20 protein-coding genes and 1 pseudogene are annotated in these 25,853 nt (G+C 58.8%); 10 read left to right on the forward strand and 11 right to left on the reverse strand.

Annotated features, from left to right (window positions below; translation table 11 throughout):
• Nucleotides 1–21: 21 nt before the first annotated feature.
• From BQ8011_RS04290 to BQ8011_RS04300, 3 genes are read right to left on the reverse strand one after another with little or no spacing between them, the layout of a single operon-like run.
• Nucleotides 22–981 carry a hypothetical protein gene (locus BQ8011_RS04290; RefSeq protein ID WP_157885009.1) on the reverse strand — a complete coding sequence of 320 codons (960 nt, stop codon included), beginning with the start codon at nt 979–981 and terminating at the stop codon, nt 22–24.
• Between the two features lie 19 nt (nt 982–1,000).
• Nucleotides 1,001–1,789 (reverse strand): hypothetical protein, encoded by a 789-nt coding sequence (locus tag BQ8011_RS04295; RefSeq protein WP_072457607.1) that lies wholly within the window; start codon nt 1,787–1,789, stop codon nt 1,001–1,003.
• On the reverse strand, nt 1,786–2,706 hold the full coding sequence (locus tag BQ8011_RS04300; RefSeq protein WP_072457609.1) for a hypothetical protein: 921 nt from the start codon (nt 2,704–2,706) through the stop codon (nt 1,786–1,788). The genes BQ8011_RS04295 and BQ8011_RS04300 overlap by 4 nt, the downstream gene beginning before the upstream one ends.
• Nucleotides 2,707–2,874: 168 nt before the next feature.
• Between BQ8011_RS04300 and BQ8011_RS04305 the strand changes: the two genes are divergently transcribed.
• Genes BQ8011_RS04305 through aroD form a run of 3 tightly spaced genes read left to right on the forward strand, consistent with a single transcriptional unit; the run spans nt 2,875 to nt 6,474 of the window.
• The gene (locus BQ8011_RS04305; RefSeq protein ID WP_072457610.1) at nt 2,875–4,269 is read left to right on the forward strand and encodes a glycine--tRNA ligase; all 1,395 of its coding nucleotides are present in this window, start codon (nt 2,875–2,877) and stop codon (nt 4,267–4,269) included.
• Nucleotides 4,270–5,592, forward strand: a complete 1,323-nt coding sequence (gene dusB, locus BQ8011_RS04310) for a tRNA dihydrouridine synthase DusB (RefSeq protein ID WP_407639760.1) — start codon at nt 4,270–4,272, stop codon at nt 5,590–5,592.
• 24 nt (nt 5,593–5,616) lie between these two features.
• Nucleotides 5,617–6,474 (forward strand): type I 3-dehydroquinate dehydratase, encoded by an 858-nt coding sequence (aroD, locus tag BQ8011_RS04315; RefSeq protein ID WP_072457614.1) that lies wholly within the window; start codon nt 5,617–5,619, stop codon nt 6,472–6,474.
• A 12-nt stretch (nt 6,475–6,486) separates the two neighbouring features.
• On the opposite strand, the gene BQ8011_RS04320 is transcribed toward aroD, so the two are convergent.
• The 5 genes from BQ8011_RS04320 to BQ8011_RS04340 all read right to left on the reverse strand — a co-directional run bounded on the left by BQ8011_RS04320 (nt 6,487) and on the right by BQ8011_RS04340 (nt 11,186).
• The gene (locus BQ8011_RS04320; protein WP_072457616.1) at nt 6,487–6,750 is read right to left on the reverse strand and encodes a hypothetical protein; all 264 of its coding nucleotides are present in this window, start codon (nt 6,748–6,750) and stop codon (nt 6,487–6,489) included.
• A gap of 140 nt (nt 6,751–6,890) precedes the next feature.
• On the reverse strand, nt 6,891–7,346 hold the full coding sequence (locus BQ8011_RS04325; protein WP_034502528.1) for a Dps family protein: 456 nt from the start codon (nt 7,344–7,346) through the stop codon (nt 6,891–6,893).
• A 176-nt stretch (nt 7,347–7,522) separates the two neighbouring features.
• Nucleotides 7,523–9,439 (reverse strand): helicase HerA-like domain-containing protein, encoded by a 1,917-nt coding sequence (locus BQ8011_RS04330; RefSeq protein WP_072457618.1) that lies wholly within the window; start codon nt 9,437–9,439, stop codon nt 7,523–7,525.
• Between the two features lie 32 nt (nt 9,440–9,471).
• Nucleotides 9,472–10,047, reverse strand: a complete 576-nt coding sequence (locus BQ8011_RS04335) for a type II toxin-antitoxin system PemK/MazF family toxin (RefSeq protein WP_072457620.1) — start codon at nt 10,045–10,047, stop codon at nt 9,472–9,474.
• A 53-nt stretch (nt 10,048–10,100) separates the two neighbouring features.
• The gene (locus BQ8011_RS04340; protein ID WP_231945375.1) at nt 10,101–11,186 is read right to left on the reverse strand and encodes a hypothetical protein; all 1,086 of its coding nucleotides are present in this window, start codon (nt 11,184–11,186) and stop codon (nt 10,101–10,103) included.
• A gap of 77 nt (nt 11,187–11,263) precedes the next feature.
• Here BQ8011_RS04340 and BQ8011_RS04345 point away from each other — a divergent pair, with 77 nt between their 5' ends.
• A complete protein-coding gene (locus BQ8011_RS04345; RefSeq protein ID WP_072457624.1) occupies nt 11,264–12,526 on the forward strand; it encodes a deoxyguanosinetriphosphate triphosphohydrolase in 1,263 nt (420 codons plus the stop codon).
• Nucleotides 12,527–12,599: 73 nt separating this feature from the next.
• Nucleotides 12,600–14,561, forward strand: coding sequence for a DNA primase (dnaG, locus tag BQ8011_RS04350; RefSeq protein ID WP_072457626.1), 1,962 nt, complete (start codon nt 12,600–12,602; stop codon nt 14,559–14,561).
• An 8-nt stretch (nt 14,562–14,569) separates the two neighbouring features.
• Here the strand turns inward: dnaG and BQ8011_RS04355 are convergent, their stop codons facing one another.
• Nucleotides 14,570–15,052 (reverse strand): hypothetical protein, encoded by a 483-nt coding sequence (locus tag BQ8011_RS04355; protein ID WP_072457628.1) that lies wholly within the window; start codon nt 15,050–15,052, stop codon nt 14,570–14,572.
• Nucleotides 15,049–16,056, reverse strand: coding sequence for a hypothetical protein (locus tag BQ8011_RS04360; protein ID WP_072457630.1), 1,008 nt, complete (start codon nt 16,054–16,056; stop codon nt 15,049–15,051). Before BQ8011_RS04360 ends, BQ8011_RS04355 begins: the two co-directional genes overlap by 4 nt.
• A 70-nt stretch (nt 16,057–16,126) precedes the next feature.
• Between BQ8011_RS04360 and BQ8011_RS04365 the strand changes: the two genes are divergently transcribed.
• The 5 genes and pseudogenes from BQ8011_RS04365 to infB (BQ8011_RS04385) all read left to right on the forward strand — a co-directional run bounded on the left by BQ8011_RS04365 (nt 16,127) and on the right by infB (BQ8011_RS04385) (nt 22,848).
• Nucleotides 16,127–16,597 carry a ribosome maturation factor RimP gene (locus BQ8011_RS04365; protein ID WP_072457632.1) on the forward strand — a complete coding sequence of 157 codons (471 nt, stop codon included), beginning with the start codon at nt 16,127–16,129 and terminating at the stop codon, nt 16,595–16,597.
• Nucleotides 16,598–16,605: 8 nt separating this feature from the next.
• On the forward strand, nt 16,606–17,658 hold the full coding sequence (gene nusA, locus BQ8011_RS04370; protein ID WP_034502543.1) for a transcription termination factor NusA: 1,053 nt from the start codon (nt 16,606–16,608) through the stop codon (nt 17,656–17,658).
• Nucleotides 17,648–17,974, forward strand: a complete 327-nt coding sequence (locus BQ8011_RS04375) for a YlxR family protein (RefSeq protein ID WP_083429990.1) — start codon at nt 17,648–17,650, stop codon at nt 17,972–17,974. The genes nusA and BQ8011_RS04375 overlap by 11 nt, the downstream gene beginning before the upstream one ends.
• Nucleotides 17,975–18,083: 109 nt before the next feature.
• Nucleotides 18,084–20,759: pseudogene (gene infB / locus BQ8011_RS04380) on the forward strand (translation initiation factor IF-2); the annotation flags it as partial.
• 268 nt (nt 20,760–21,027) lie between these two features.
• Entirely contained in the window at nt 21,028–22,848 is a 1,821-nt protein-coding gene (infB, locus tag BQ8011_RS04385) for a translation initiation factor IF-2 (protein ID WP_231945262.1), read from the forward strand.
• A 154-nt stretch (nt 22,849–23,002) separates the two neighbouring features.
• Here infB (BQ8011_RS04385) and BQ8011_RS04390 read toward each other — a convergent pair whose 3' ends face one another.
• On the reverse strand, nt 23,003–25,750 hold the full coding sequence (locus BQ8011_RS04390; protein ID WP_157884986.1) for a SpaA isopeptide-forming pilin-related protein: 2,748 nt from the start codon (nt 25,748–25,750) through the stop codon (nt 23,003–23,005).
• Nucleotides 25,751–25,853 lie beyond the last annotated feature (103 nt).

The following is a 25,853-nucleotide window of genomic DNA, read 5'->3' on the forward strand; positions in this document are numbered from 1 at the left end:
GCGCGGCCTCGAGAGAGAAAACTAGAGTTCGACCTTGAGCTTTGTGAACATCTTTGAAATGTCTTCCGCGACAGTTGCAAAGAGAGAAGAGGTCGTGGTTGCGGTTGCTGTGATCACCACGAAAGAATCCGCAGTCATGGGTATTCTCCACAGCCATTGAATAACCGTGTATGAATTCACGGCATCGGAGTAAACGCCTTTGCAACGAATAGCTTGAGCGAAGATCGCTGAAAACTCTCCCGCGGGAGAATAACGACCAGGTTCTACGTCTTCTTCTGTCAGAGTGCTCCAGCCTGGGAGTTTCGCGCTCAAAGCTGCAGAAAGCTCGCCGACTGAGGGGAGCGCATCGGTATCTCCAAGGGAGGCAGTAACCGTGAAGGACGAGGGGAAACCGGACTGGGGATCTGAGGGACCCTGGGCGACGATCAATCGAGGAGACAAGGGCGTTGCTGGGGAAGGCGGAAGCAGCTGAGACGGAGTGTCTCGAGGGAGCTCACGCCACTGCATAGACAGAGGAAGGCGTGCGCTCACAATAACAGCGCGCCCTTCAGTTAAGGCAAAACGCAGTGCCTCCCGAGCAGTTCTTCCGTATTTACTGGTGATATTCCCGTTTCCGTCAACCAAATCGTGGCGCTTATACCATTGCCAATCCGCGTCCATCCACTGTGGAAGCGAAAAGGGAAAAGGGAACATAAAACCAGCGCCGATCAATAGCAGGGCTAAACACGCACAGAATAGGACCTCTGAAATAGGCCCCACTCCCCAAAGAGTCAGGAGCAAGAACGAAATACCGCCGCAAAGCGCCGCAACGGTCCAGATCAAGCGACGGGCAATTTTCCTAGCGGGAGCGAAACGAGTGGCGAAAAAACCGCGCATGATCTCAGCAAGGCGCGAATCGCTGTATGTTTCCAGCCACCAGGAAAACAAGAACACGGCGGGGAGAACTGTCCACGCGATGGCATACAACAACTGATATCTCATGATTTGCTCTCCACACTTCCTAGGGCACGACAAAAGGCGTGAGCTTTGCCCACAGCTCTGTTCGCGTGCACTTCTCCAAGTCTCCTACCGTGCCTGAAGTTTGAGCAAAATCTGGCGCATTGGAGGGCTGCGTCAGATAGCTCCCGGGAAGCGTGCGCGCACTCACCACGTATGCCGCCCAGGGAACGGAGAGAACAGTGTAGCTGCGGTGCACATGATAGCCCTGAGGGCTTCGCGTCCAGCTTGTCCACACGGCATATTCCCAGTTCTTTTCCCTGACTAGGCGAGTAAAAGACGACCTCTTCTTCGATTTCTGCAGATCCTCTAGAAGAATTTCGTGCGCCCCCATGGCATCACCGGAATTTGCCGCATCGATGAACTCGATGGGCACGCGTTTGGGGCCATCGAATCGATTCTTGAGGGAAGGAAAGCTTGAAAACTCCGCGACGATCTGCGGTACATCGTGCGTTTCTGCAAGATAAACCTGGGTTGTTTCAGGTTCTTTCAAACTACTGAGAATGGTCGACTGTCCCGGAGCAATGAAGGCACACTGCCTGCGAACTCCGGAAGAAGGGTAACGCGGTGACACCGCAAATTGCGTGAGGGGAGTACTGTCCTCACGGATCGGTGCGAGGAGCATCTGCGCTTGCCCGCTCAAAGTACCATCGGCCTCGAAAACCTTGTCGAGGCCCATCTGGGCTTCCGCCGACAAACTTTCCCGCGCGGACTCTGCAGGACCCGCGAGGGCAATGAACGCGGGAACCGAGGCTGTCAGAAGGCTCAGGGGAGCGGAGAAATAAGTGCTCATGATGCCACGCTGATCTTCGTCACCATCTTGCCCATATCCTTGAAATGCTCGGGAAACATGCGAGTCGTTATTGTTGCTGTGGCAGTGATCCTGACAAAAGTCGACGAGTCGAGTTTTTCAACCCATGACCATTGAATAGCCGTCAAGGAAACGCCTTCATCAGTGTACGTACCCGTGCACATGAGGGACGCTTTCGGCTTGCTCTGCGTCATCTCGTCGAGCGTGAACCACCCCGGAATCTGCCTGGCAATTGCCTCGCTCAAAGTTCCCAGCGGTAGACGTTGCTCGCTGCTGGCCGGAGTTGCGCAGATTGATAGCGTTGATGGCCGCAGATTCTCATAATCCATAGGGCCTTGGGCAACCAGAACAACAGGGGCCAAAGGAGTGGGCGTGAGATAAGAAGGCATTTCCTCAACGCGCTGCCAGCCTAGGGGAAGGACAATACGAGTCGAGAACTCTCTTTTCTGGCCGCCGCCCAATGTGAGTTCTGTAGTGGTACGAACCGTGCCGCCGCGGGGAAGGAGATTCCCTACTTCATCGACAAGCCCCTTGCGGACGCTGTCGTGCCATCTGGGATCCAGCCACGTCGGAAAGTTTCGAGGCAGAAGGCACAGGGGGATCAGAAGAATAGAGGCGCATGTACTCCAGCCAAGAAAAAGCACAATGTGCATGGAAAAGCCGTGCTGCCGGGCAAAAACTGTCATTCCAGCAAGCAACGCACACAGAGCCCACGCGCACAGGCGTAGAAAATTCGCCGGATCTAATGTGTGGACGTTCGTAAATGGCCAAGCTCGCTGAGCTAAACGCGAGTTACTGAATGCGACAAAAAGCATGAACACAAGACGCAGGGCAAAAACGAGGACCCACACGATGACCATCCCGCGCGGGATCGTGTAGGCCAAGGTCGAAATCACCATGCGCACGCCTTGATGCTATGACAAGGGAATAATGCAAAGCAATCTGCTGACTTTTCAGCAATTATTGGCTCGAGTGGCACTCTTCAAGCCCCCCAAGCATTCACCGGCTAAAATATGCACAGACCACTGCGCCAGCCAGGTGCGGTGAGCCCTAATAAAGGAGTTTTCGTGGCACAGCCATCCACCTCTCGTCTTGATTCAGTTATTTCTCTTGCCAAGCGCCGCGGCTTTGTTTTCCCCTGCGGTGAGATTTACGGCGGTACTCGCTCCGCCTGGGACTACGGCCCGCTGGGCGTGGAACTCAAAGAGAACATCAAACGTCAGTGGTGGAACTACATGGTTCGCCGCCGCGCAGACGTCGTCGGGCTGGACTCCTCGGTAATCCTGCCCCGCGAGGTGTGGGTTGCATCCGGACACGTCAAGGCCTTCACCGACCCGCTCATCGAGTGCCAGAACTGCCACAAGCGTCAACGCGAAGATCAGCTCATTGAAGAACTGGCTGATAAGAAGGGCGTTGACGAATCCTCCCTGTCGCTGGAAGACGTAGTTTGCCCCAACTGTGGTGTTCGTGGTCAGTGGACCGAACCCAAGGCATTCTCTGGCCTGCTCAAGACCTTCCTTGGTCCCGTTGATGACGAGGCCGGCCTGCACTACCTGCGCCCCGAAACCGCACAGGGAATCTTCGTCAACTTCGCCAATGTCATGACCGCGGCACGTAAGAAGCCGCCCTTCGGTATCGGCCAGATCGGTAAGTCTTTCCGCAACGAAATTACCCCCGGTAACTTCATCTTCCGTACCCGCGAATTTGAGCAGATGGAACTTGAGTTCTTCTGTGAGCCGGGAACTGATGAAGAATGGCACCAGTACTGGATCGACTATCGCAAGGCGTGGTACGTCGGCCTGGGTATTGATCCTGAAAACCTGCGTGAATACGAGCACCCGAAGGAAAAGCTTTCGCACTACTCCAAGCGCACCGTTGACCTGGAATACCGCTTTGGTTTCCAGAACTCCGAATGGGGTGAACTCGAAGGTATCGCCAACCGTACCGACTACGACCTCGGTGTTCACGCTGAGGCCAGTGGCGCCAAGCTCGACTACTTCGACCAGGCGACCGGCGAACGCTGGACCCCCTACGTCATTGAGCCTTCCGCCGGTCTGACCCGTTCCCTCATGGCCTTCCTCATTGAGGCCTACCACGAGGATGAAGCTCCCAACGCAAAGGGTGGCGTTGACAAGCGCGTTGTCCTCAAGCTCGACCCGCGTCTGGCTCCCGTCAAGGTTGCTGTCCTGCCTCTGTCGCGTAAGGAAGAATTGACCGGCCCGGCGCAGGCGCTTGCAGAAGAACTGCGCGACCTGTGGAACATCGAGTACGACGATGCCGGCGCCGTTGGCCGTCGTTACCGTCGCCAGGACGAGATCGGCACCCCCTACTGCATCACCTACGACTTCGATTCCGTTGAGGATCACGCCGTCACCATTCGTGAGCGTGACTCGATGGAGCAGGTACGTATCCCGCTCGACCGGGTCAAGTCCTACCTGATTGAGCGCTTGGGAGTTTGCTGAGTGACCTCGCAGTCTCACGCTAGTGGCCCAGCTTGCTTGCAGGTTGGGCCACTGCGGCTGTTTACTCCCGTCGTCTTGGCGCCGATGGCAGGAGTGACGGATGCGCCTTTCCGCCGGTTGTGTCGCATGTTTGGTGAAGAGGCATTGGGTGGGCCTTCGCCCCTGACTGGCACGCCCAGCCCGGCTGCTCTTCCCGGCACTACTGAAAACGCTCGCCCGACCACGGCCTCGGAAATCGGGAAAGAAAGTGTCGCGGGAGAGGAACTGACGCGCCACGTCGATGCGCCCGCGGGACTCTATGTCATGGAGATGGTGACCTCGCGAGCGCTCGTTGAGGGAAGTGCGCGCACGATGGCGATGATTCGCCCAGACCCTGCCGAACGCGTGCACTCCGTGCAGCTCTACGGCGTGAACCCGCAGGTCATGGCGCGCGCAACCCAGATCATGATCGAAGGCGAGTATGCCGACCATATCGACCTCAACTTCGGCTGTCCCGTCCCCAAAGTGACGCGAAAGGGCGGGGGAGCGGCGCTTCCGTGGAAACGGGACCTCTATACCGACCTGCTACGCGCGGTTGTTACGCAGGCGCGCGTGAGCGGGGATGCATGTGGCCGTGAGATTCCGGTGACGGTAAAGATCCGCATGGGAATTGATAGCGAGCACGAGACCGGCCTCGAGGCCGCGCAGATCGCTCAAGAACTTGGTGCGGCAGCCGTGACGATCCACGCGCGCACCCAAACCCAGCACTACGCGGGCCAAGCGCATTGGGACTACATTGCGCGCGTCAAGGAAGCCCTGGATATTCCGGTCTTCGGTAATGGTGACGTTTTCGAGGCCGCGGATGCGATCGCGATGATGCGTCAGACCGGGTGCGATGGCATTTCCGTCGGCCGAGGCGCGCAGGGGCGACCGTGGATTTTCCGCGATATCGTTGCCGCCTACCACGGGCGGTCTGCCTTCCCTTCACCTTCACTTCGCGAGGTTGCCGCTATCATCGAAACCCATGCTCGTTGGTGCGTGGAAGAAGAAGGCGACGAGGACCGCGCGATGCGCGAAATGCGTAAGCACATCGGCTGGTACCTGCGTGGTTTCAAGGTGGGTGGGCCGCAGCGCCACGCGCTCGGGATGGTCTCCACGCTTGATGAACTGAGCGATCGCCTGACCGATTTGGATCTTGATCAAGATTTTCCCGAGGCCGCGCGTGGGCCTCGTGGGCGCGCTGGGGGAGAGAAGACCCCGCACCTGCCCGATGGGTGGTTGGAACACCGATACTTGACCGACGCCGAGCGGGCGTCGATTCATCATGCAGAAGTTGGCTACTAAGGATTGTTTGCCGGAGGGGACGTCATGGAACCTGTTGTTATTGGACGCAGTGATTTGGGCGAGGCCTACGGCGCAGCGCCTTCAGGTGTGGGCGCGGGATTGCTTGACCCCGTGAGTGCTATTTCTCCACGAGGCCGAGTGCTTCTGGGCGGTGGGCAGCCGGTAGTTTTCATTGTTCCTCTGATGGCGGGGGATGCGAGTGGAGTCCTTGAACAGATCGAGGCCGCCGCATCTGAGCCGCACGATATGTTCGAGTGGCGCGTGGACTACTTAGACGTTCTAACGGGGCTTTCAGGTGAAGAACTGAGTGACCAGGCCCGCGAAGAAATTTCAAGGTCTGCGACAGAGATCTTGGGGGCTTCGGATGTGCCTGTTTTGGCTACTGTTCGCACAGTTGCTCAGGGCGGGAATGCTGAAGTTTCAACGCCGGTTTATGGCCAGATCGTTGAGCTACTGGCCGAGTGCGGAATGGATGCGGTAGATGTGGAAATGACGCCGGCTGCGCCTGCATTGACCGAGAAGGCACACGCTGCGGGTGCGAAGGTCATCATGTCCTTCCATGACTTCGAGGTGACTCCCGAATCGGAGATCATGCGAGAGCTTCTGGAAACCATGGCAGCTTTGGGTGCAGACGTTGCAAAGCTTGCGGTTTTAGCCAATTCGGAGCGTGACGCGCTCAATGTTGAATTGGTCCAGAGGTGGGCGGCCGAGTACGTGTCGGCCCCGTCAATCGTCTTAGCGATGGGTGAGTTTGGCCGCCAGACGCGTGCGACTCAGCCTGAAGATGGGGGAGTTGCCTCTTTCGTTGCCGTGAGCGGACGTGAGAGTGCGCCCGGTCAATGGGGTGCGCGGGAATTGGCGGAGAGGCTCGGGCGGAGCTGAGGTTGCCTGTGGCTAGATTGCGCTTCCGTAGATTAGGTCTCCCAGCGCAAGGACGATGAAGATCCAGAAGACTTCAATGAGCCCAAGCGCTGCGGCAAGCCATGAGCGCCGATAAATTGCCCACACAAGTGTCGGAACGCCCAAGATACACACCCAGATGACGGTCGCTTTGCCGGTGATCATCGAAAAGATGACGAGCGAGGCCGCAATGACGAAGGAAATCGCAGTCCCTATGTGGGTTGTTGTCTTTGATTTCGTGGCAGGAATTGTGGACATGACGAGCCTCCATTGAGCTCGGGGAATCACGGTACTCGATAGTTTAGTTTTTTCGTGTCTCAAGGGGAATAGCCCTCAAGAGACAAAAGTGGGGGGCGCCTCCGAAGAGGCGCCCCCCAGTTGAAGCCAGACTCAATTAATTAGTTGAGATCCTTGGTTGCTGCGCGCAGCATCCAGGCCTGCTTCTCCAGGCCGGTTGCAATGCCGGTCAGCAGGTCGTTGGACAGGTGATCGTGCTCGTCCACCGGATCCAGGGTTGCCTTGATGCGCTCGGCAACGCCCAGCAGGCGCTCCTCGTACTGACGAGCGGTCTTATCGGTGGGCAGGAAGCCGGGCTCCATCGGGTCAACCAGCGAGGTTGCTGCGACGGTCGCTGCGCGGCCATCAGGGGCAACTTCAATTGCTGCCATGCGCTCGGCGACATCATCAGCAGCAAGGCGAACCTCGTCGATGATCTCGTCCAGGTGTAGGTGGAGCGAACGGAAGCCGGGGCCTTCGATGTTCCAGTGAGCCTGCTTGCCCTGAAGTGACAGATCGGTCAAATCAACGAGAGCCTGCTGAAGAGCTGCTGCAACAACGGGGTGTGCTTGAGTCATATTGTTCTCCTAAAACCTATCTATAGATGCGCCCATGAGGGACGCACCATTGCCATCACTTCTGACAACTCCATTTTTGCCGATTTCATTCCCTTTCGCGTCGTAAGGTGAAATATCCGACAGAGGTTGTGACAGGTCGTCGATAAAGTGTCGAGAAATGCCCGAAATCTCTGAATTTACTTGAAAAGCGTCCCCAGAATCGAACGAGTGAGTGAACGAGCAGCGGTCGTTCCCACGGTCTTCACCGTGGACTCGATCACGCGTTGCGTTGCCCGCTGGCGGCGCTCTTCGGCCTTCTCAGCCTCGCGCTGACGACGCAAGGCTTCCTTTTCCAACTCGCGCTGACGGCGCTCTTCAGCCTTTTCAACCTCGCGCTGCAGGCGCTCGAGTTCCTTCTGGCGCGCAGCTTCTTCCTTCGCCGCCTGTTTTTCAGCTTCTTTACGAGCCTTGGCCTCGTCAAGCGCACGCTGGGCTTCAGCGGCTGCCTGCTCGGCGGCCTGAGCTGCTGCGGCAAGTCGCGCTTCCATTAGCTCAAACGCCGACTCATTGTCGACGGCATCGCGGTAGTGCGCGAGCAAGGGGGACGAGCTCACGATCGAGGATACGACCGAGGCCTCGGCCGGTCCCATGACCGCGGCGGGCGCATCCAGCATGGTGGGCGCGACCGGGGTCGGGCGGCCTTTCTCATCCAAAACCGTCACGACGGCCTGACCGGTACCCAGAGAAGTCAGCACTTCAGCTAAATCCAGGGGCGAGGTGGGGAAAGTAGACACTGCCTTCTTGAGGTTCGCTGCATCATTCGGTGTGTGTGCACGCAGTGCGTGCTGAACGCGCGAGCCAAGCTGAGCCAAGACCTCATCGGGAACATCGGTGGGGGACTGGGTGACAAACACAATGCCCACGCCCTTGGAACGGATCAGACGAACCGTTTGCACAACCGCCTGGAGGAACTGCTTGGAAGCGTCGGTGAAGAGCAGGTGGGCCTCGTCGAAGAAGAAGACCAACTTGGGCTTATCCGGATTGCCCACCTCGGGCAGCGTCTGGAAAAGCTCAGCCAAGAGCCACATGAGGAAGGTCGAGAACAACGCGCCTTGGCTGCCCAAGTCGGGCAGCTCAAGGGAGGAAATCACGCCGCGACCGTCTGTGGACATGCGCATAAGGTCGGAAATATCAAAGGCGGGTTCACCGAAGAAAACATCGCCGCCCGAGGCCTCCAAAGCAGCCAGTTCACGCAAAATCACGCCAGCGGTCGCCGGGGAGACCCCGCCGATTCCCTTGAGTTCTTCCTTGCCTTCGTCGTTATTCGTCAGGTAGTCGATGACGGCGCGCAGGTCCTTCAGGTCAATCAGCGCGAGCTGCTGGCTATCCGCCCAGTGGAAGATCAACTGCAGCGCTGAGGACTGCGTGTCATTCAACCCCAGCACGCGCGAAAGCAGAAGGGGGCCAAATTCGGTGATAGTTGTACGGATCGGAACGCCTTCGCCGCGTCCGCCCAGAGTGAGCAGTTCCGTGGGGAAGGCCTTTCCTTCCCAGTTCTGTCCGATGCTTGCGCAACGAGCAAGGAGTTTTTCGGAAGAGCTACCCGCCTGTGCTAGACCCGTCAGGTCTCCCTTGATATCGGTGACAAAAACGGGTACACCGGCCTCGGAGAGGCGCTCTGCCATGAGCTGGAGGGTACGCGTCTTACCCGTACCTGTTGCACCCGCAACCAGGCAGTGACGGTTCATCAAGCCCAGCGGAATCCCCACGGGCGCGCCGGGAACCGGGGTATCGCCATCCAAGAAAGCTCCCAGTCGCATCGAAGGCGCGGTGAAGGAATACCCTGCGCGGACCTGCTCCGCGTATCCCTGCAGTTCCCCTTCGCTTGCCGAGGCCACGGCGGGGGTGGCGGGTGTACTTTCCGCAGGTGCTGCAGGAGTTTCAGCGGGGGCCGCCTGCTGGGGCGCGGCCTCGCTCTGGTTGCCCTGACTAGCCTGCGTGGCAAGAGCAGCGTCAAGTGCAGCCTGCGCAGCCTGTGCCTTAGCGGCAGCAGCTTCGGCGGCGGCCTGTGCGGCCTCGGCCTTCAAGCGAGCAATTTCAGCGGAATCAGTCATGGTTCGTCCTCGCAGTGTTATGGGGAAAAAACTTAGGCATTCCAGTGTGCGCGCAAGGCATCGCACACGGCGTTATAGGTTGAGTGATCGACGGTTGCACCTTCGCGGCGAACATCTGCAGGGGCGACGATGAGAAGGCGGTCCAAGCGCACCTGACTGGGACGTCCCTGAGAATCCCACGCGCCGGTGCCGATGGGGAACCAATAGCGTCCCCAATGTGCCTCTTGCTCGGCGTCCTTGCGGTGATCCTTAGAAGTGAGCTGTGCGACGACAAGGCCCTGAGATACTCGCGCAAGGACAACAACGGGACGATCCTTGCCTTGGCTGGGGTCATCCTCGTAGGAGACCCAGGTCCACACGACTTCGCCCGGATCCGCGTCGCCATCGGGATTGGGAGCGTATTGGAAAGGTGGCAAGCCGAGCGTGCACACGTCCCAGACCTTGTTTTCTTTTCCCGCGGCCGTGCGAGCCTTGGGTGAATGAGCCTGAGTTCCTGCGCTGCGGGAAGAAGATGAGCGCTTGCGGCGCTTCGATGAGCACATTTCGTCTTGGGCGCTCTGGCCTGCGGCCTGGATGAAAATCGCGAGAAGTCGCTTAATGAAGTCCACGTAGTCTCCAGGTGTGATGGAACAGTGATTTAAGTGTACGGGCAGTCCAATGCTTATTCCGTGGCAAACGTGCGCGGGTGAATGCGTGCGGTTTCAAACCAAGCGCACTGACCAGGGGCTAGTGGAGTATCAGACGCAACGGAAGTTGGCAGAACACCCGTTGACACCAAGGGACGGTGTTCGGAAGGAACAACAACGGTGGTATCTGATGTGTTGAAAACAACCAAAACCTGAGCGCTCATGTGAACCAAGCAATCCGGACCAGCCCAGGGGAGGCCTCGTACATGGGCAAGAGAGCCCGTTCCCATTCCGTGCTCTTCGCGCGTACGCAAAGCTTGCTGGACCATCAACACAAAGGAACTGGAAATGGTGTCTTTTGACGGTGAATCGAAATAAGTAGCTCCCGGAAGGGCTAGGGCGAAAAGAGTGCGTGCACGATGAATCTCACTGTCATCGTAGGGAAGCGCGGGCCAAGCGGCCACGTGCCCCACAGGGTCGCGGTTGGCGAAAGTATTCGCGATAGCATCGCACAGCTGCGGGTTCTTCCACTCGATGTCAAGAAGAGTGTCATTACGCAGGTGATGGAACCAGGATTCTTGAAGAATCTCTTGCAAATCCGAGTCGTCCATGTGGGGCAAACTTGAAGTCAGAATAGGCAAGGTATCAGTGTTAGCTACCTCGGCCATGACCACGCGCAAGAGATGCATGAACTCTCGGCGTTCAACTGAATCCGGCCCATAGTGAATGAACGGCAGAGTCCCAAAGTCGATCCCGTCGACGCCTGCATCTACGCATGCTCTAACGCGGCCAAGCAGAGTCGTCACCGTCTCATCGGCGGAGTAAGGACCGTTGAAATCGTAGGTATTCCAATCAGCTGAACCGGGAAGATGGACGATGATCTTGACACCGACCCTGTGAAAACGCTTGACCAGCGAAATAAGTTCTGGATTGACGCCCCAAATCATCTGGGGGATCGGAGAAAGCACGAGGGCATCAACGCCCACGCGAGCAAAGCGGATTGCCTCTTCGCTGAGCTGCTGAGCAAGATCATGGTCAACGCGCCGGGGAATGCGGCAAATGACCGACGAATACCACCACGGATGAGTGCCTTTCCGGGCAGCATGGACGAGGGTAGTCACCACCTGAGTCCCGTTCGTTGAATGCACAACACCATCTTATGCAATGAAAGCCTTCAACAAACAGTTAGGCTTATCATGTGAACACTTCCCCTGCCTACGTGCCCAGCGATTGTGAGCGTTTCGTCCCAGAGACAGCGAAATCCAGATCTCGGACAGATTTCGAACGCGACCGTGCGCGAGTACTCCATTCGTCGGCTTTGCGGCGTCTTGGGGAGAAAACACAGGTTCTGGGGCCCACATCGGATGATTTTGTCCGAACCCGCCTCACTCACTCTCTCGAAGTCGCCCAAGTCGGGCGCGAATTAGGCAAAGAACTGGGAGCGGACCCCGATGTGGTGGACGCAGCCTGTCTTTCCCACGATTTGGGCCACCCGCCCTTTGGGCACAATGGGGAGCTCGCACTCAACGAGTTGGCTCGCGAGATCGGCGGCTTTGAAGGAAACGCGCAAACCTTGCGAATCGTCGCGCGTCTGGAACCTAAAGTTATTGGCCAAGATGGCCCGGCGGGCCTGAACCTGACGCGTGCCACTTTGGATGCGATCTGCAAATACCCGTGGGCGCGGGGTGAAGGCCCAGACCCGGTGAAGTCTCAACGTAAATTCTCCGTCTACGAGGACGACCGCCCGACTTTTGATTGGATGCGTCAAGGAATCCCAGCGGGCAAGCGCTGCCTCGAAGCCCAAATCATGGACCTTTCTGACGACATCGCATACTCGGTTCATGACATGGAAGATGCTGTTGCAACGGGGAAAATGGACCTTGAACGCCTACGCAGCGATTCCCATACCCAAGGGGTCATTGAATCCACCATGAAGTGGTATGGCACATCGATTTGCGAAGACGATCTCTACCGCGCTTTCGAGCGTTTAGTGACCATGCCCGAATGGATGGCGTCTTTCAGTGGCTCCTACGCTGATTTGGCTGCCCTGAAGGACTTGACCAGCGAGTTGATCGGGCGCTTCTCCAACGCAACGGTTTCGGCGACCCGTGAGGTCGCAGGAGACCAGCCCCTGGGGCGCTACCTCGCCGAGCTCGTCGTCCCGGCCAATACTCGCGCGGAAATCCAAGTCCTCAAGGGCATGGCGGTCCACTACGTCATGAGTCCGCGCGAAAGCGAACCCGTTTACTACCAGCAGCGCACGCTCCTCAACGACCTGGTTGATGCTCTTGTCAACGCCGGTCCCGAATATCTCGAGCCGCCTTTTGCCGCTCAATGGCGCTCAACCACGGACGAGGGACAGCGCCTACGTGTCGTCATCGACCAAGTCTCCTCGTTGACCGATATCTCCGCATCGCGCTGGCACGCGCGCATGTGCGGCATGCTCTCCTCACAGTTGTGAGAAAGCGGATCGGGGTGGCCGATGCCATCCACATCTTTCTGCTAGAAAAGTGTCCACTCGCTAAACTGAACTCATGGCCGGCCTGATTCTCAAAGAAGACATCGCCGCCGTACGTGATGCTTCGCGCATTGAAGAAATCGTCGGCGAGCGAGTTGCCCTGCGTCCAGCAGGTGTCGATTCTTTGAAAGGATTGTGCCCTTTCCACGACGAGCGTACGCCCTCGTTCCACGTCCGCCCCTCCCAAGGTTTTTGGCACTGCTTTGGCTGCGGTGAAGGTGGGGACGTCATCAGTTTCGTCCAAAAAGTCGATTCTCTTTCCTTCACCGAGGCCGTGGAAGCCCTTGCCCTCAAGGCCGGAATTACTTTGCGTTACGAGGCCGCAGGAAGCGGGACCCTTCGCCGCGAGGAACCCGGTCGCCGCCAGCGCCTCCTTGACGCACACCGCGTCGCCGAAGAGTTCTACCAGGCGCAGCTCTCTTCCCCAGAAGCTCACGAAGGACGTCGTTTCCTTGGCAGGAGAGGCTTCGATGAGGCGACCTGTCGTCACTTCGGAATCGGCTATTCGCCCAGTTCATGGGATGCGCTCACCCGGCACTTGCGCTCCAAGGGATTTACCGATCAAGAAATCGAGATTGCAGGCCTTGCAACTCGCGGAAACCGTGGCCTCTACGATCGTTTCCGCGGCAGGCTCATGTGGCCAATTCGCGACATTACGGGAGCGACGATTGGCTTTGGCGCCAGGCGGTTGAACGACGACGACAAAGATTCTCCGAAGTACCTCAACACCCCGGAAACCCCGATCTATCACAAGTCCCAAGTCCTCTACGGCCTCGATCTTGCGAAGAAAGAAATTACACGAAACCGTAAGGTCGTTATCGTCGAAGGCTACACGGACGTCATGGCTGCCCACGCCGCCGGTGTCGGCTACGCGGTCGCAAGTTGCGGTACCGCTTTTGGTGAAGACCACGTAAAAATTGTCCGCCGGCTTTTAGGAGACAGCGCGGACAGTGCCGCTGGAGTTGTCCTCAGCAATGGGAAAACCCACGGTGGAGAAGTGATCTTCACCTTCGATGGCGACGCGGCAGGACAAAAAGCCGCCCTTCGCGCCTTCGAAATGGACCAGAACTTCGCAGCCCAGACCTTCGTCGCGGTTGAACCCAATGGCATGGACCCCTGTGAACTCCGCATGGCCCAAGGAGAACGCGCCGTTGTGGAGTTAGTGAACTCTCGGACGCCACTTTTTGAGTTCGTCATCCGTTCGGTCCTGCGTCAACTCGATTTGCGCACCGCAGAAGGGCGCGTGAAAGCTCTGCGTGCGGCGGCTCCCGTCGTTGCTCGTATCCGCGACCACGCGCTCCAACGCGAGTACACGCGTTCGCTTGCGGGGTGGATCGGTATGGATATTTCCGAGGTCTCGCGTGCGGTTCGTTCAAGCGCGCACTCGCGCCCGGCCTCGTATGCGGGAAGGGGAGCGCCCGCGGAAACTCCGCAGCCTGCCCCTGTGAGGCGAGGCCCCGAGGACCCGGTTTCTCGCATCGAGCGGCAAGCCCTCGAAGCACTCATTCAATACCCCATGTACGTGGTGGGATCGGGCTTCGAAGAACTCGGGGGAGAGGCGTTTTCTGTTCCTTCCTACCGCGCAGTTCACGACGCGATCCGAGCCGCAGGCGGCTTGGATGCTTTCGTGAAAGTCCTTCGCCAAGCAGAAGAACACTTTGGGACTGGCGCCAAGGCTGTCCAGGCGGCAACGCGGGCCTTCGTCGACGATGTCCGTGCGCTCATGATTCCCGAAGTGGCAGCCGTGTTGGTGGAATTAGCGGTTGCTCCACTCCCTCAAGACCGCGAGGACCAGCTCCGCGCGTACTGCAGGGGAGCGATGGGCGCGATGGTCCGCCTCGATGTGACAAGGCGACTGGCGGATGCGAATGCGAACCTTCAACGCCTGAGCGAAGACGATCCCCAATACACTCAGGCTTTCCGAGAGCTGATGCGTCTAGAAGAAGTACGTCAGCGCTTCACCGAGCGCGCACAGTAACTCCTGGACTACTCCAAACCGACGCTTTCACGCAGCTGTTTTTCAAGGGAATGCGCAAGCTCCATCGCCTCGTCATCCAGCCTTCCGCGTGCTGCAAGAACAGAAAACAACTCTCCATCCTCACGCTTGCGAATCTGCGCGGTAATCACCGCACCGTTTGGAGCTTTCACGCTGCGAACCAGAACCTGAGTGCGATTGACCTTCTCGCTGATGTCTTCCATAAAAGGACGCATGGGAGAATGCGAAGAATGAACAACTAGAGGGGAACGTGCCGGATCAACCCAGTTCACGCTCAACTCTTGTTTCTCGCCCTCCCAGCGAGCGCTCTGAACCTCGTACCACATTGCCGAATCAATGACTTCATCTTCGCGGATCATGATCAAGGCATAGCGCCCCGAAATGAGGATTGCCCCGTCATCGAGCTCGATGTGGAGCGCATCCGCGTCCCCGCGGGGGAGCAGATCACGATAATCGGCAAGTCCCGAGCTCATTGAAGTGTCACCACCGCCGGGAAAGTAACGGTCGGAGCACCAGCCCACAGGCGAAGATCGTCAAGGGCCGCTTGAACGCCGAAAAGACGAACATCTTGTGAGTCTGACTGGAGCAGGTTGACATCGGCGCGAAGGCTGGCCTGGGCAAGATCAGAAGGCGAGGTGTTCGTAAGAGAACAACGCAATTGGCGCGAATCCTTGCTCCCGCGTTCCAGAGAGCGCGAGGCGCGATCAAGGAGAGCGTTCTCAATGGTCTCGGCCTCGTAGAAGTCGGCGGTGTGGACCGCAGACTTCGGCAGAGTCTGTGCGATGCAGTCCCAGCTCGCGGTGGACGCGGCGGCCTCGTCGGAAGAAGAAAAAGCGGAAGTTGTTTGCGAGGGCTGGGGGAGAGTGAGGTCAGAGGAAGCTCCCTGGCGGACGAGCCAATTGGGGGTGGCGCCTGTGGCCTGGGTGAATCGCTGGGCGAGAGCATCAACGCCCTGATCGCCCGCATCTATGTCGATCGCGTAGGCCTGAGCCAATTGCACTGCCGAGGCGTAGCGTCCCAGCGCGACTGCGGTCAGTTGGCGCGATTGCTCAGGAGAGGAAGTCGTGGGGTTGCTGGCTGCACGCAGGTCCCGGCGAGCCGAGATCACGAGCCACGAAATGAATTCTTCGATCGTGTAAGGGGCCTCGGCAACCTCTTCAGGCTGGGGAAGACCGGCGGAATTCTCTTGGTCCTTCCACGGATCCCACACTCCACCGAGGAAATCCAAGCGCTGCTGCGAACTCTGCGCAAGGGCCTCGAGAGAAGACGCACAGGAGGAACACTCGCTTGCAAGGGCCGCGAGGGAATGCGCGCGCTGGGCCGCGGCGGCCTCGGTCCTTGCCGAAGCATCGCGGGAAAGGGCGAAACCGGTCAATGCGGGCAAGTGCGTAGCGGAAGATTCCAGGTGGATTCCGCATGCCCCCAAGGACATGCTGAGGACAGCAATACACGCAGTGAAGAGTTTCGGGTGTTTCACAACAACATCATCCCATGGTCAAAAGACGAGTACGATTGCCTAGAATACCGTGTCGCGTGAAGGAGTGAAGGTGGCACCCACACAGATTGAAGAACAGGTCCGTGCGCTGGTCGAAGGTATCGTCACCCAAGCGGGGGCGCAGCTTGACGCGGTAACGATCCTCAAACAAAACGGCGACTTGGTGTGTCGCATCACCGTTGAAGAACCCCTTGGCGGGGAGCGTCTGTCTTCCGATGCTCTTGCCGAAATCTCACGGGCAATCTCCAAAGCCATGGATTCAGCCGACCCGATCTCGGACGCCTACATGCTGGAAGTATCCACTCCCGGCCTTGAACGAGAGCTGAAGAAGCCTGAACACTGGATGCGTCAGATCGGCGGACTTGTCAGCGTGAAATTGCGCAACGGTGACAAGGTCGTGGGACGAGTCAGCCAGGCAGACGAGAAAAGCGCTACTGTAGATACCGGCGCTGAAAGCCACACAATTGCATATGACGAGATCAAGAAGGCGCGTTCGCGCGTCGACTTCGGCTCGTGGGAATGAGAGACGCTATGGAAATCGATATGACCGCCCTGCGGATGGTCGAACACGAGAAGGGGGTATCGCTCGATACCCTGGTTGACGCCATCGAAGAAGCGCTGCTCAAGGCCTACCACAACATCCCCGGTGCGATTTCAAAGGCTCGCATCGAAATTGATAAGCGCACCGGCCGTGTCACCGTGATGGCCACCGAAGAAGATGATGATGGCAACCCCATCGGTGAATTTGACGACACCCCGAAGAACTTTGGCCGCATCGCCCAGTCCACCGCGCGTTCGGTCATTATGCAGCGCCTGCGTGACGCCGATGATCAGCGCGTCCTGGGTGACTTTGCTGGCAAGACCGGCCAGATTGTTACCGGTGTCGTTCAGCAGTCCCGTGACTCGCGTATGACGATCGTGAAGTTGGCTGATGATTTCGAGGCCGTTCTTCCCGATTCTGAAAAGGTTCCCGGCGAGGATTACTCCCACGGCACCCGCCTGCGTGCGCTCATTGTTTCCGTCGAGCGCACTGATCGTGGTGCTCGCATCACCTTGTCGCGCACTCACCCCGGCCTCGTCAAGGGTCTTTTTGAGCGCGAGGTTCCCGAAATTCAAGAGGGACTGGTCCGCATTAAGGCAATCGCCCGCGAAGCTGGACACCGCTCGAAGATCGCTGTTTTGGCAACCCGCGAGGGCGTCAACGCCAAGGGTGCTTGCATTGGCCCCATGGGTTCGCGTGTGCGTGCAGTCATGAACGAACTGGGTGGAGAAAAGATCGACATCGTCGACTGGTCAGAAGACCCGGCGCGTTTCGTCGCTAACTCTTTGTCTCCGGCTCGCGTGTCCCGCGTGGTTGTTCACTCTGTTGAACAGCGCACTGCCACCGCGATTGTCCCTGACTTCCAGCTCTCGCTGGCAATCGGTAAAGAAGGCCAGAACGCACGCCTCGCTGCGCGTCTGACGGACTTCCACATCGACATTCACTCGGACACCGAAAACGGTGAAGAAGCACTGGCGTCGCGTTCGTCCACTCCGGATGACGTGATCAGTCGCTCACAATCCGATGACTTGGATGAGGACTGAACCAGCTAAGCTTGAAGGCGTGTCTCAATCCACCTCTATGCTTCGCACCTGTGTGGGTTGTGGAATACGCGCGCAACGCTCGGAGTTAATCCGTGTCGTTGCCTCTACCGACGGACATCTCCACGTTGATGACCGTCGTCAACTTCCCGGTCGGGGAGCGTGGTTTCATCCCGAAACTCGCTGCCTAGACCTTGCCCGCACTAGGCGGGCGATAGGGCGTTCACTGCGCAGGACGGTCGACATGACCGACCAGCAGTGGAAGGCCTTGGGGGAGGCCATTCTGTCAGCGGCGCACAGGGCGCCGGACAACGAGTAGCGAAAGCGGGTTGAAAGCCCATGGGCACCCGATGAGTACCCAGCGATGAGCTGCCTGCAATATCAGTGATACGTCTCCGTTTCGGGGACGTTCCCGAACAAGGAGAAAAGTGGCAAAACTGCGTGTCCACGAGCTCGCGAAAGAGCTCGGAATCCCCAGCAAGGAATTGCTGGCCTACCTACGAGACAAGGGCGAATACGTCAAGGCTTCGTCCTCCGCACTTGAACCCCCTGTCGCGCGTGACGCGCGTGAACATTTCGAAAAGCTCTCCGGATCAGCCGCATCGGGCGATGCCGCCAAGAGCACGTCCAAGAAGCCCTCTGCCCCCAAGCCTCGCGCGCAGGTCAGCGCTGAGAAGCCGGCAGAGTCCGCTCAGGCTTCAGTGAAGGACGAAACCCCCACTCCCGAGGCCCCCAAGCCCGCCTCGCGCAAGCCTGCGCCTCGCGCACCTAAGGCTGAGGCCCCGAAGGGCGAAGCAGCCGAAAGCGCGAAGGAAACTCGCGCGCCCAAGCCGGGTGCTCGCCCTGCAAGTGATACTCACGCCGCTGCCCCCAAGCCGGGCGCAGCTCCCAAGCCGGGCGCGCCTCGTGCACCCCGTCCCGCAGGCGGCGCAGCACCTAAGCCGGGTGCGCCTCGCCCCGGTGCACCTCGTCCCGGCGGTCCGCGCCCCGGAAACAACCCCTACGCATCCAGCCAGGGCATGCCTCGTCCCGGTGGTAGCCAGGGTGGCCGCGGGGGAGCACGTCCCGCTCGCGGCGGCGCTCAGGGTGGCGAACGTCCCCCGCGTCCTGCAGGCGCACAGGGCGGGCGTTCCGGTGGCCCTCGTCCGCAGCGAGGTGGCGCACCAACAGGTGGCGGTCCGCGTCCGAACCCGGGAATGATGCCCGGACAGGCGAATTTCGCTCGCTCGGATGGTCCCGCACCTTCTTCTGATCGTCCTCGTGGTGGCCGAGGCCGCGGTACCCGTCCCGGTGGCGGTAACGGCGGCGGTCAGGGCGCTCCCGGAGCAAATGCCGGTGGCGGTTTCGCTCCGCCTCGCGGTGGTCGCGGTGGCGGCCGCGGCGCAACGCCGGGCGCGTTCGGTCGCGGTGGCGGCAAGAGCTCGCGCGGACGTAAGTCGAAGCGCGCGAAGCGTCAAGAGTTTGAACAGCAGAACGCACCCGTCATTGGCGGCGTGTCGATTCCTCGCGGCGATGGGCAGCAGATCCGTATCCGCCAGGGTGCCTCTTTGGCGGACTTCGCTGAGAAGATCAACGTTAATCCCGCAGCGCTGGTTACCGTCCTCTTCCACTTGGGAGAGATGGCAACCGCCACGCAGTCGCTGGATCAAGACACCTTCGAAGCACTGGGCGCAGAGCTCGGCTACGACGTCAAGGTTGTCTCTCCTGAAGACGAAGATCGCGAACTGCTCGAGTCCTTCGACATCGACCTCGAAGCCGAGGAACTCGACGACGCAGAGAACATGCAACCGCGTCCCCCGGTCGTCACGGTCATGGGCCACGTCGACCACGGTAAGACCAAGCTGCTCGACGCGATCCGTCACACCGACGTCGTCGATTCTGAGCACGGTGGCATTACTCAGCACATCGGTGCCTACCAGGTGAAGGTCACCGCAGAGGACGGTACGCGCCGCCCGATCACCTTCATCGACACCCCCGGTCACGAGGCCTTCACCGCTATGCGTGCCCGTGGTGCGCAGGTTACCGACATCGCGATCCTCGTGGTCGCAGCCGATGACGGTGTCATGCCTCAGACCGTTGAAGCAATTAACCACGCGCAGGCCGCTGGCGTGCCGATCGTTGTTGCCGTTAACAAGGTCGATAAGGAAGAGGCGAACCCGGAGAAGATCCGTGCACAGCTCACCGAGTACGGCCTCGTTGCCGAAGAATACGGCGGCGACGTCATGTTCGTCGACATCTCGGCCAAGCAGCGCAAGGGCATCCATGAGCTTCTCGAGGCCGTGCTGCTGACCGCTGATGCGGCACTGACCCTGGAAGCGAACCCGGATACGGACGCACGCGGTGTGGCCATTGAAGCGAACCTGGACAAGGGACGCGGTGCTGTGGCAACCATGCTGGTTCAGCGCGGTACTCTGCGCGTCGGCGACTCCCTGGTTGTCGGTTCCTCGCACGGCCGTGTTCGTGCGATGTTCGACGACAGCGGTAATGACGTGTCCGAGGCCGGACCTTCGACGCCGGTTGCAGTGCTGGGTCTAACCTCGGTTCCTCGCGCTGGTGACTCCTTCTTGGTTGCCACCGATGACCGTACTGCCCGCCAGATCGCTGATAAGCGTGAGGCTGCGGAGCGTCAGGCCATGCTGGCCAAGCGCCGTAAGCGTGTCTCCCTTGAAGACTTCGATAAGGTCCTCAAGGAAGGCGAGGTTGATACCCTCAACCTGGTCATCAAGGGTGACGTTTCAGGTGCTGTTGAAGCCTTGGAAGATTCGCTGCTGCGTATCGACGTGGGCGAAGAAGTTGCTCTGCGTATCATCCACCGCGGTGTCGGTGCGATTACCCAGAACGACGTCAACCTGGCGACCGTGGACAACGCAGTCATCATTGGCTTCAACGTCCGCCCGGCAGAGCGTGTTCAGGAACTTGCCGATGCCGAGGGCGTCGAGATCAAGTACTACAACGTCATCTACTCGGCGATCGACGATGTCGAGGCCGCGATGAAGGGCATGCTCAAGCCGATCTACGAAGAGGTCGCATTGGGCAGCGCGGAGATTCGTCAGGTCTTCCGTTCCGGCAAGTTCGGCAACATTGCGGGTTCGNAATTTCGCTCGCTCGGATGGTCCCGCACCTTCTTCTGATCGTCCTCGTGGTGGCCGAGGCCGCGGTACCCGTCCCGGTGGCGGTAACGGCGGCGGTCAGGGCGCTCCCGGAGCAAATGCCGGTGGCGGTTTCGCTCCGCCTCGCGGTGGTCGCGGTGGCGGCCGCGGCGCAACGCCGGGCGCGTTCGGTCGCGGTGGCGGCAAGAGCTCGCGCGGACGTAAGTCGAAGCGCGCGAAGCGTCAAGAGTTTGAACAGCAGAACGCACCCGTCATTGGCGGCGTGTCGATTCCTCGCGGCGATGGGCAGCAGATCCGTATCCGCCAGGGTGCCTCTTTGGCGGACTTCGCTGAGAAGATCAACGTTAATCCCGCAGCGCTGGTTACCGTCCTCTTCCACTTGGGAGAGATGGCAACCGCCACGCAGTCGCTGGATCAAGACACCTTCGAAGCACTGGGCGCAGAGCTCGGCTACGACGTCAAGGTTGTCTCTCCTGAAGACGAAGATCGCGAACTGCTCGAGTCCTTCGACATCGACCTCGAAGCCGAGGAACTCGACGACGCAGAGAACATGCAACCGCGTCCCCCGGTCGTCACGGTCATGGGCCACGTCGACCACGGTAAGACCAAGCTGCTCGACGCGATCCGTCACACCGACGTCGTCGATTCTGAGCACGGTGGCATTACTCAGCACATCGGTGCCTACCAGGTGAAGGTCACCGCAGAGGACGGTACGCGCCGCCCGATCACCTTCATCGACACCCCCGGTCACGAGGCCTTCACCGCTATGCGTGCCCGTGGTGCGCAGGTTACCGACATCGCGATCCTCGTGGTCGCAGCCGATGACGGTGTCATGCCTCAGACCGTTGAAGCAATTAACCACGCGCAGGCCGCTGGCGTGCCGATCGTTGTTGCCGTTAACAAGGTCGATAAGGAAGAGGCGAACCCGGAGAAGATCCGTGCACAGCTCACCGAGTACGGCCTCGTTGCCGAAGAATACGGCGGCGACGTCATGTTCGTCGACATCTCGGCCAAGCAGCGCAAGGGCATCCATGAGCTTCTCGAGGCCGTGCTGCTGACCGCTGATGCGGCACTGACCCTGGAAGCGAACCCGGATACGGACGCACGCGGTGTGGCCATTGAAGCGAACCTGGACAAGGGACGCGGTGCTGTGGCAACCATGCTGGTTCAGCGCGGTACTCTGCGCGTCGGCGACTCCCTGGTTGTCGGTTCCTCGCACGGCCGTGTTCGTGCGATGTTCGACGACAGCGGTAATGACGTGTCCGAGGCCGGACCTTCGACGCCGGTTGCAGTGCTGGGTCTAACCTCGGTTCCTCGCGCTGGTGACTCCTTCTTGGTTGCCACCGATGACCGTACTGCCCGCCAGATCGCTGATAAGCGTGAGGCTGCGGAGCGTCAGGCCATGCTGGCCAAGCGCCGTAAGCGTGTCTCCCTTGAAGACTTCGATAAGGTCCTCAAGGAAGGCGAGGTTGATACCCTCAACCTGGTCATCAAGGGTGACGTTTCAGGTGCTGTTGAAGCCTTGGAAGATTCGCTGCTGCGTATCGACGTGGGCGAAGAAGTTGCTCTGCGTATCATCCACCGCGGTGTCGGTGCGATTACCCAGAACGACGTCAACCTGGCGACCGTGGACAACGCAGTCATCATTGGCTTCAACGTCCGCCCGGCAGAGCGTGTTCAGGAACTTGCCGATGCCGAGGGCGTCGAGATCAAGTACTACAACGTCATCTACTCGGCGATCGACGATGTCGAGGCCGCGATGAAGGGCATGCTCAAGCCGATCTACGAAGAGGTCGCATTGGGCAGCGCGGAGATTCGTCAGGTCTTCCGTTCCGGCAAGTTCGGCAACATTGCGGGTTCGATTGTCCGCTCGGGCACCATCAAGCGTGGAACCAAGGCTCGCCTGGTTCGCGATGGCGTCGTTGTCGCAGAGAACCTGGAAATCGCATCGCTTCGCCGCGAGAAGGACGACGTCACCGAAGTCCGCGAGGGCTACGAATGCGGTATCACCTTGGGCTACAAGGATATCCAAGAAGGCGACATCATCGAGACCTGGGAAATGCGTGAAAAGCCGCGTGACTGAGGTCTGAGTTGAGTGAAAGCTCGTGGGCCCCGCACCTGTTGGTGCGGGGCCCACGAGCTGTTTCTGGGATGCGGTTATGAGGTGAAAGTCGACGCTCTTAGAAAACGACGGGGCCACCCACCGCCTGCTGTGTCTGCGCAGCCTCCATCCCTGATTACGCCTCTAGTCTCTCGTAGCGTCCTTTAGCTGCAATGAGCATTCCTCCGCTTAGCAAGCACAAGGCGAGTCCACCACTCAAGGTCATGATGAGGGATGCAGATCCTGACTTGGGAAGAGTGCCCACCTGAACATCGGTGACAGCGATAGTTGCATGTCCGCCGATTGCCTGGGCTGAATCTGAGGCAGCAGCGGCAATAGCTGTAGCTCCCCACAGCGAGGGATCGTGGGTTTCATTCCCAAGCACAACATTCGTCCCACTCCCGGAGGAGAGACTTTCCAAGGTGAAAGTGAAGGGACGAGGGAGTAGTGCGTGTCCCGCGGGCGCTTTGGTTTCAACTACCCAGTACGTGCGCCCGGTTGAAAGCCCTGAAGCGGTAAAAGTAGTTCCTGTGGCGTCTGGAGTGAAAGTCGCGACCGGTGTACTGGTTGGAGTTGGATTCTCGTCGTAGAGCGCGAACTGTGCCCCGGCTAGCGGGTAGAGAGGCGAGCCATTTGCTCCGGTGAACGCAGACGCTGTTCCCTGGGCCTGAGTACCCAGCTTGACGAGAGTGACAGAGCGAGAGGGAACAGATCCACACGCAATATTGTTGTCATACCCGTCGTAATCGTGACCGTTTTCGGCATTCACCTCATTGAAGAGGCCGTGACCGGTTACGGGACGACCGACGGAATCCTTTGAACACTCGAGGAGTGCTTCAGAATAATCGGGGACAGTGGTCTTCCTAGTAACGCGGAAGCGGATCCACCAGGTTTGAGATTGCCCTGCTGCGAGTTCTACGCCGGCAGTGAGTTGGTAGGCGCCGTTTGTGGACGTTACCGTGGCCGCGTTATCAAGGTCTGCTTTGGTTGAGGCAATGCGAACCTGATCAATAGTTAGACCGGGGGCGAATCCTGGAACATCGACAAGCTTTCCGGTCGACATCGACTCATTTCCGTCATTCGTTGCGGTGATCGAATAGGAAATGTCAAAAGTGGTGTTCCCGCTTGTTCCGCCGTTATCAGCGTCGGCTAGGTCCTTTTGAACGCGGATCTTTCCGGTGCGATATTCGTTGATCAGTGTGCAGGTGATGGGAACAGCTTGCGCTGTAGCCGCAGGTTTGATTCCGCTAAGGTCTAGGCCGCCGGCAGTGGCCGTGCCATTGATAGTCGACGCGGGGAGTTTATCGATGGCGAGAGTTTTTCCTGTGCCATCGGTGCAAGCCGTTTCGCGTAGCTTCCAACCCTGTGGGGGCGTTACCTCATGAACTTTGACGTCTGAGGAACCCGTGAGGAATGCGTGATAACGACCATTTGTGGACTGCCCTGTAGCGCCCCAACCCGTTGGTGCAAGGGCGCCATCTTGCTCGATTTCGCCGGCTTTGAGGTACGCGGGTGCAACAGCGGTTCCGTTCAGAGTTGTAACCGATGGAGTCTGCTTTGCTGAAACTTGGGCCGAAAGATCGCCTCCCTGTGAAAGGAGACTTGCTGAGGGGATGGGCTGTGCTTGGTCACGTAGTGCCTGCGGAGCATCGGCTTGCTTGACAAAACGGACGTAGCGTTCCTGCTGAAACTCGCCGTAGAGACAGCCGAAGGATGACTTGCCTTCTTTTGACCGGAATGTATCTTTGAAGTCGCCCGAGGGCACTGCCGGACACTGGCCGTCTGCTGTCTGCGTGAAGCCATGAAGAACAAGATGGTAACGCATTCCGTCGCGTTCGATGGTTGCGTCTGAAACCGTTTTACGGATGAAAAGAGTGTCATCCGATTCTGGAGTCTGATTCGCTGAATCGGTTACGATCGGGTAGTTGAACTCTGAGACTTCAGAGGGCCTTGCGTAAATATCGAAGTTGCCGTTGCCTTCGCCCTTATACCAATAGCAGTCGTAGGGAATTTGGTTTGGATCCCTCGAGTCATCGCGGCGTTTTGCCGGGTATGAATTGATGTATTGCCCGGTGACGGGATCGCGATAGTTCTTCCAACATTGCTTCTTATCGGTCCCGAATGCTGCTCCGGCGTAGGTGTAGGCACCGCCTTGGCGGGGACGGGCAGTGGGGAAAGCATCGTTAGTTGTTTCCATCTGGTCAAAGGGGAAGGAGAATTCTTTCCCGCCGAGCCGCAGATCAATCGAGGAGTGAACCCACTTGCCTCCCCAACGGATGGGGAAGTTATTGTGACGAACGGTTCCAAGCAGGAACGGTGTTCCGGCCGTGACCTGCCCCGGATCGTTGGGACGGAAACCAATCGCAGAAGTGTCTTTAACTTCAATATTGGTAGGTCCATCGGGCTGGTACCACTTGTAGCGCGTCTGCGTGGTGTCCTCTGGGACTCCGCGCGTGACATATGACCAGTAGCCGGCAGCTGCCGTGCTGGTATCGATCCATTTGGGCGTATAGCCAGCCGACCAAGGAACAGAAACCTGCCGTGAATCCGATGCGTTGTAGTCGGATACTCCCGGGATGACACCGTACCAGGCGGTCATTACTGAACCGATGCGGATTGTGCGTCCGTGATACCTGCTGCCCGGATCGTTGACCGTGTAGACCCACTCTTTCTTGAGCTTCATCGAGGTGTGGTCATCGTCGAAATCGTTAAAGACAGCCTTGCCGACGCGCCCTTCGACTGTTCCGAGGCTGATGCGGGGGCTTTCGTCGTCCGCGAGAGCTTGGTGAGTTGGGATAAAGAATCCACCGATGATCACGCTGAGTGCACCGACAGAGGCGAATGCGCGCAGTAGCTGAGATTTTAATGGGAAAGTGGCGCTCATGACCTGCCCTTTGTTCACACGGTATGGCCTCATACTATGCCTCAAAATGGCTAAATACCAGCAACGATTCAAGTATAAATCCATAATTGCAGGTCAGGATATA

The sequence above is a fragment of the Actinomyces marseillensis genome (assembly GCF_900155605.1).
Taxonomy (GTDB): Bacteria; Actinomycetota; Actinomycetes; order Actinomycetales; family Actinomycetaceae; genus Pauljensenia; species Pauljensenia marseillensis.

Coding starts and splice junctions, on each gene's coding strand:
- aroD (WP_072457614.1), top strand. CDS start 5,617: ATGGAACCTGTTGTTATTGGACGCAGTGATTTGGGCGAGGCCTACGGC.
- nusA (WP_034502543.1), top strand. CDS start 16,606: ATGGAAATCGATATGACCGCCCTGCGGATGGTCGAACACGAGAAGGGG.
- BQ8011_RS04295 (WP_072457607.1), bottom strand. CDS start 1,789: ATGAGCACTTATTTCTCCGCTCCCCTGAGCCTTCTGACAGCCTCGGTT.
- BQ8011_RS04375 (WP_083429990.1), top strand. CDS start 17,648: ATGAGGACTGAACCAGCTAAGCTTGAAGGCGTGTCTCAATCCACCTCT.
- BQ8011_RS04300 (WP_072457609.1), bottom strand. CDS start 2,706: ATGGTGATTTCGACCTTGGCCTACACGATCCCGCGCGGGATGGTCATC.
- BQ8011_RS04355 (WP_072457628.1), bottom strand. CDS start 15,052: ATGAGCTCGGGACTTGCCGATTATCGTGATCTGCTCCCCCGCGGGGAC.
- BQ8011_RS04330 (WP_072457618.1), bottom strand. CDS start 9,439: ATGACTGATTCCGCTGAAATTGCTCGCTTGAAGGCCGAGGCCGCACAG.
- BQ8011_RS04325 (WP_034502528.1), bottom strand. CDS start 7,346: ATGACTCAAGCACACCCCGTTGTTGCAGCAGCTCTTCAGCAGGCTCTC.
- BQ8011_RS04290 (WP_157885009.1), bottom strand. CDS start 981: ATGAGATATCAGTTGTTGTATGCCATCGCGTGGACAGTTCTCCCCGCC.
- BQ8011_RS04390 (WP_157884986.1), bottom strand. CDS start 25,750: ATGAGCGCCACTTTCCCATTAAAATCTCAGCTACTGCGCGCATTCGCC.
- BQ8011_RS04320 (WP_072457616.1), bottom strand. CDS start 6,750: ATGTCCACAATTCCTGCCACGAAATCAAAGACAACAACCCACATAGGG.
- dnaG (WP_072457626.1), top strand. CDS start 12,600: ATGGCCGGCCTGATTCTCAAAGAAGACATCGCCGCCGTACGTGATGCT.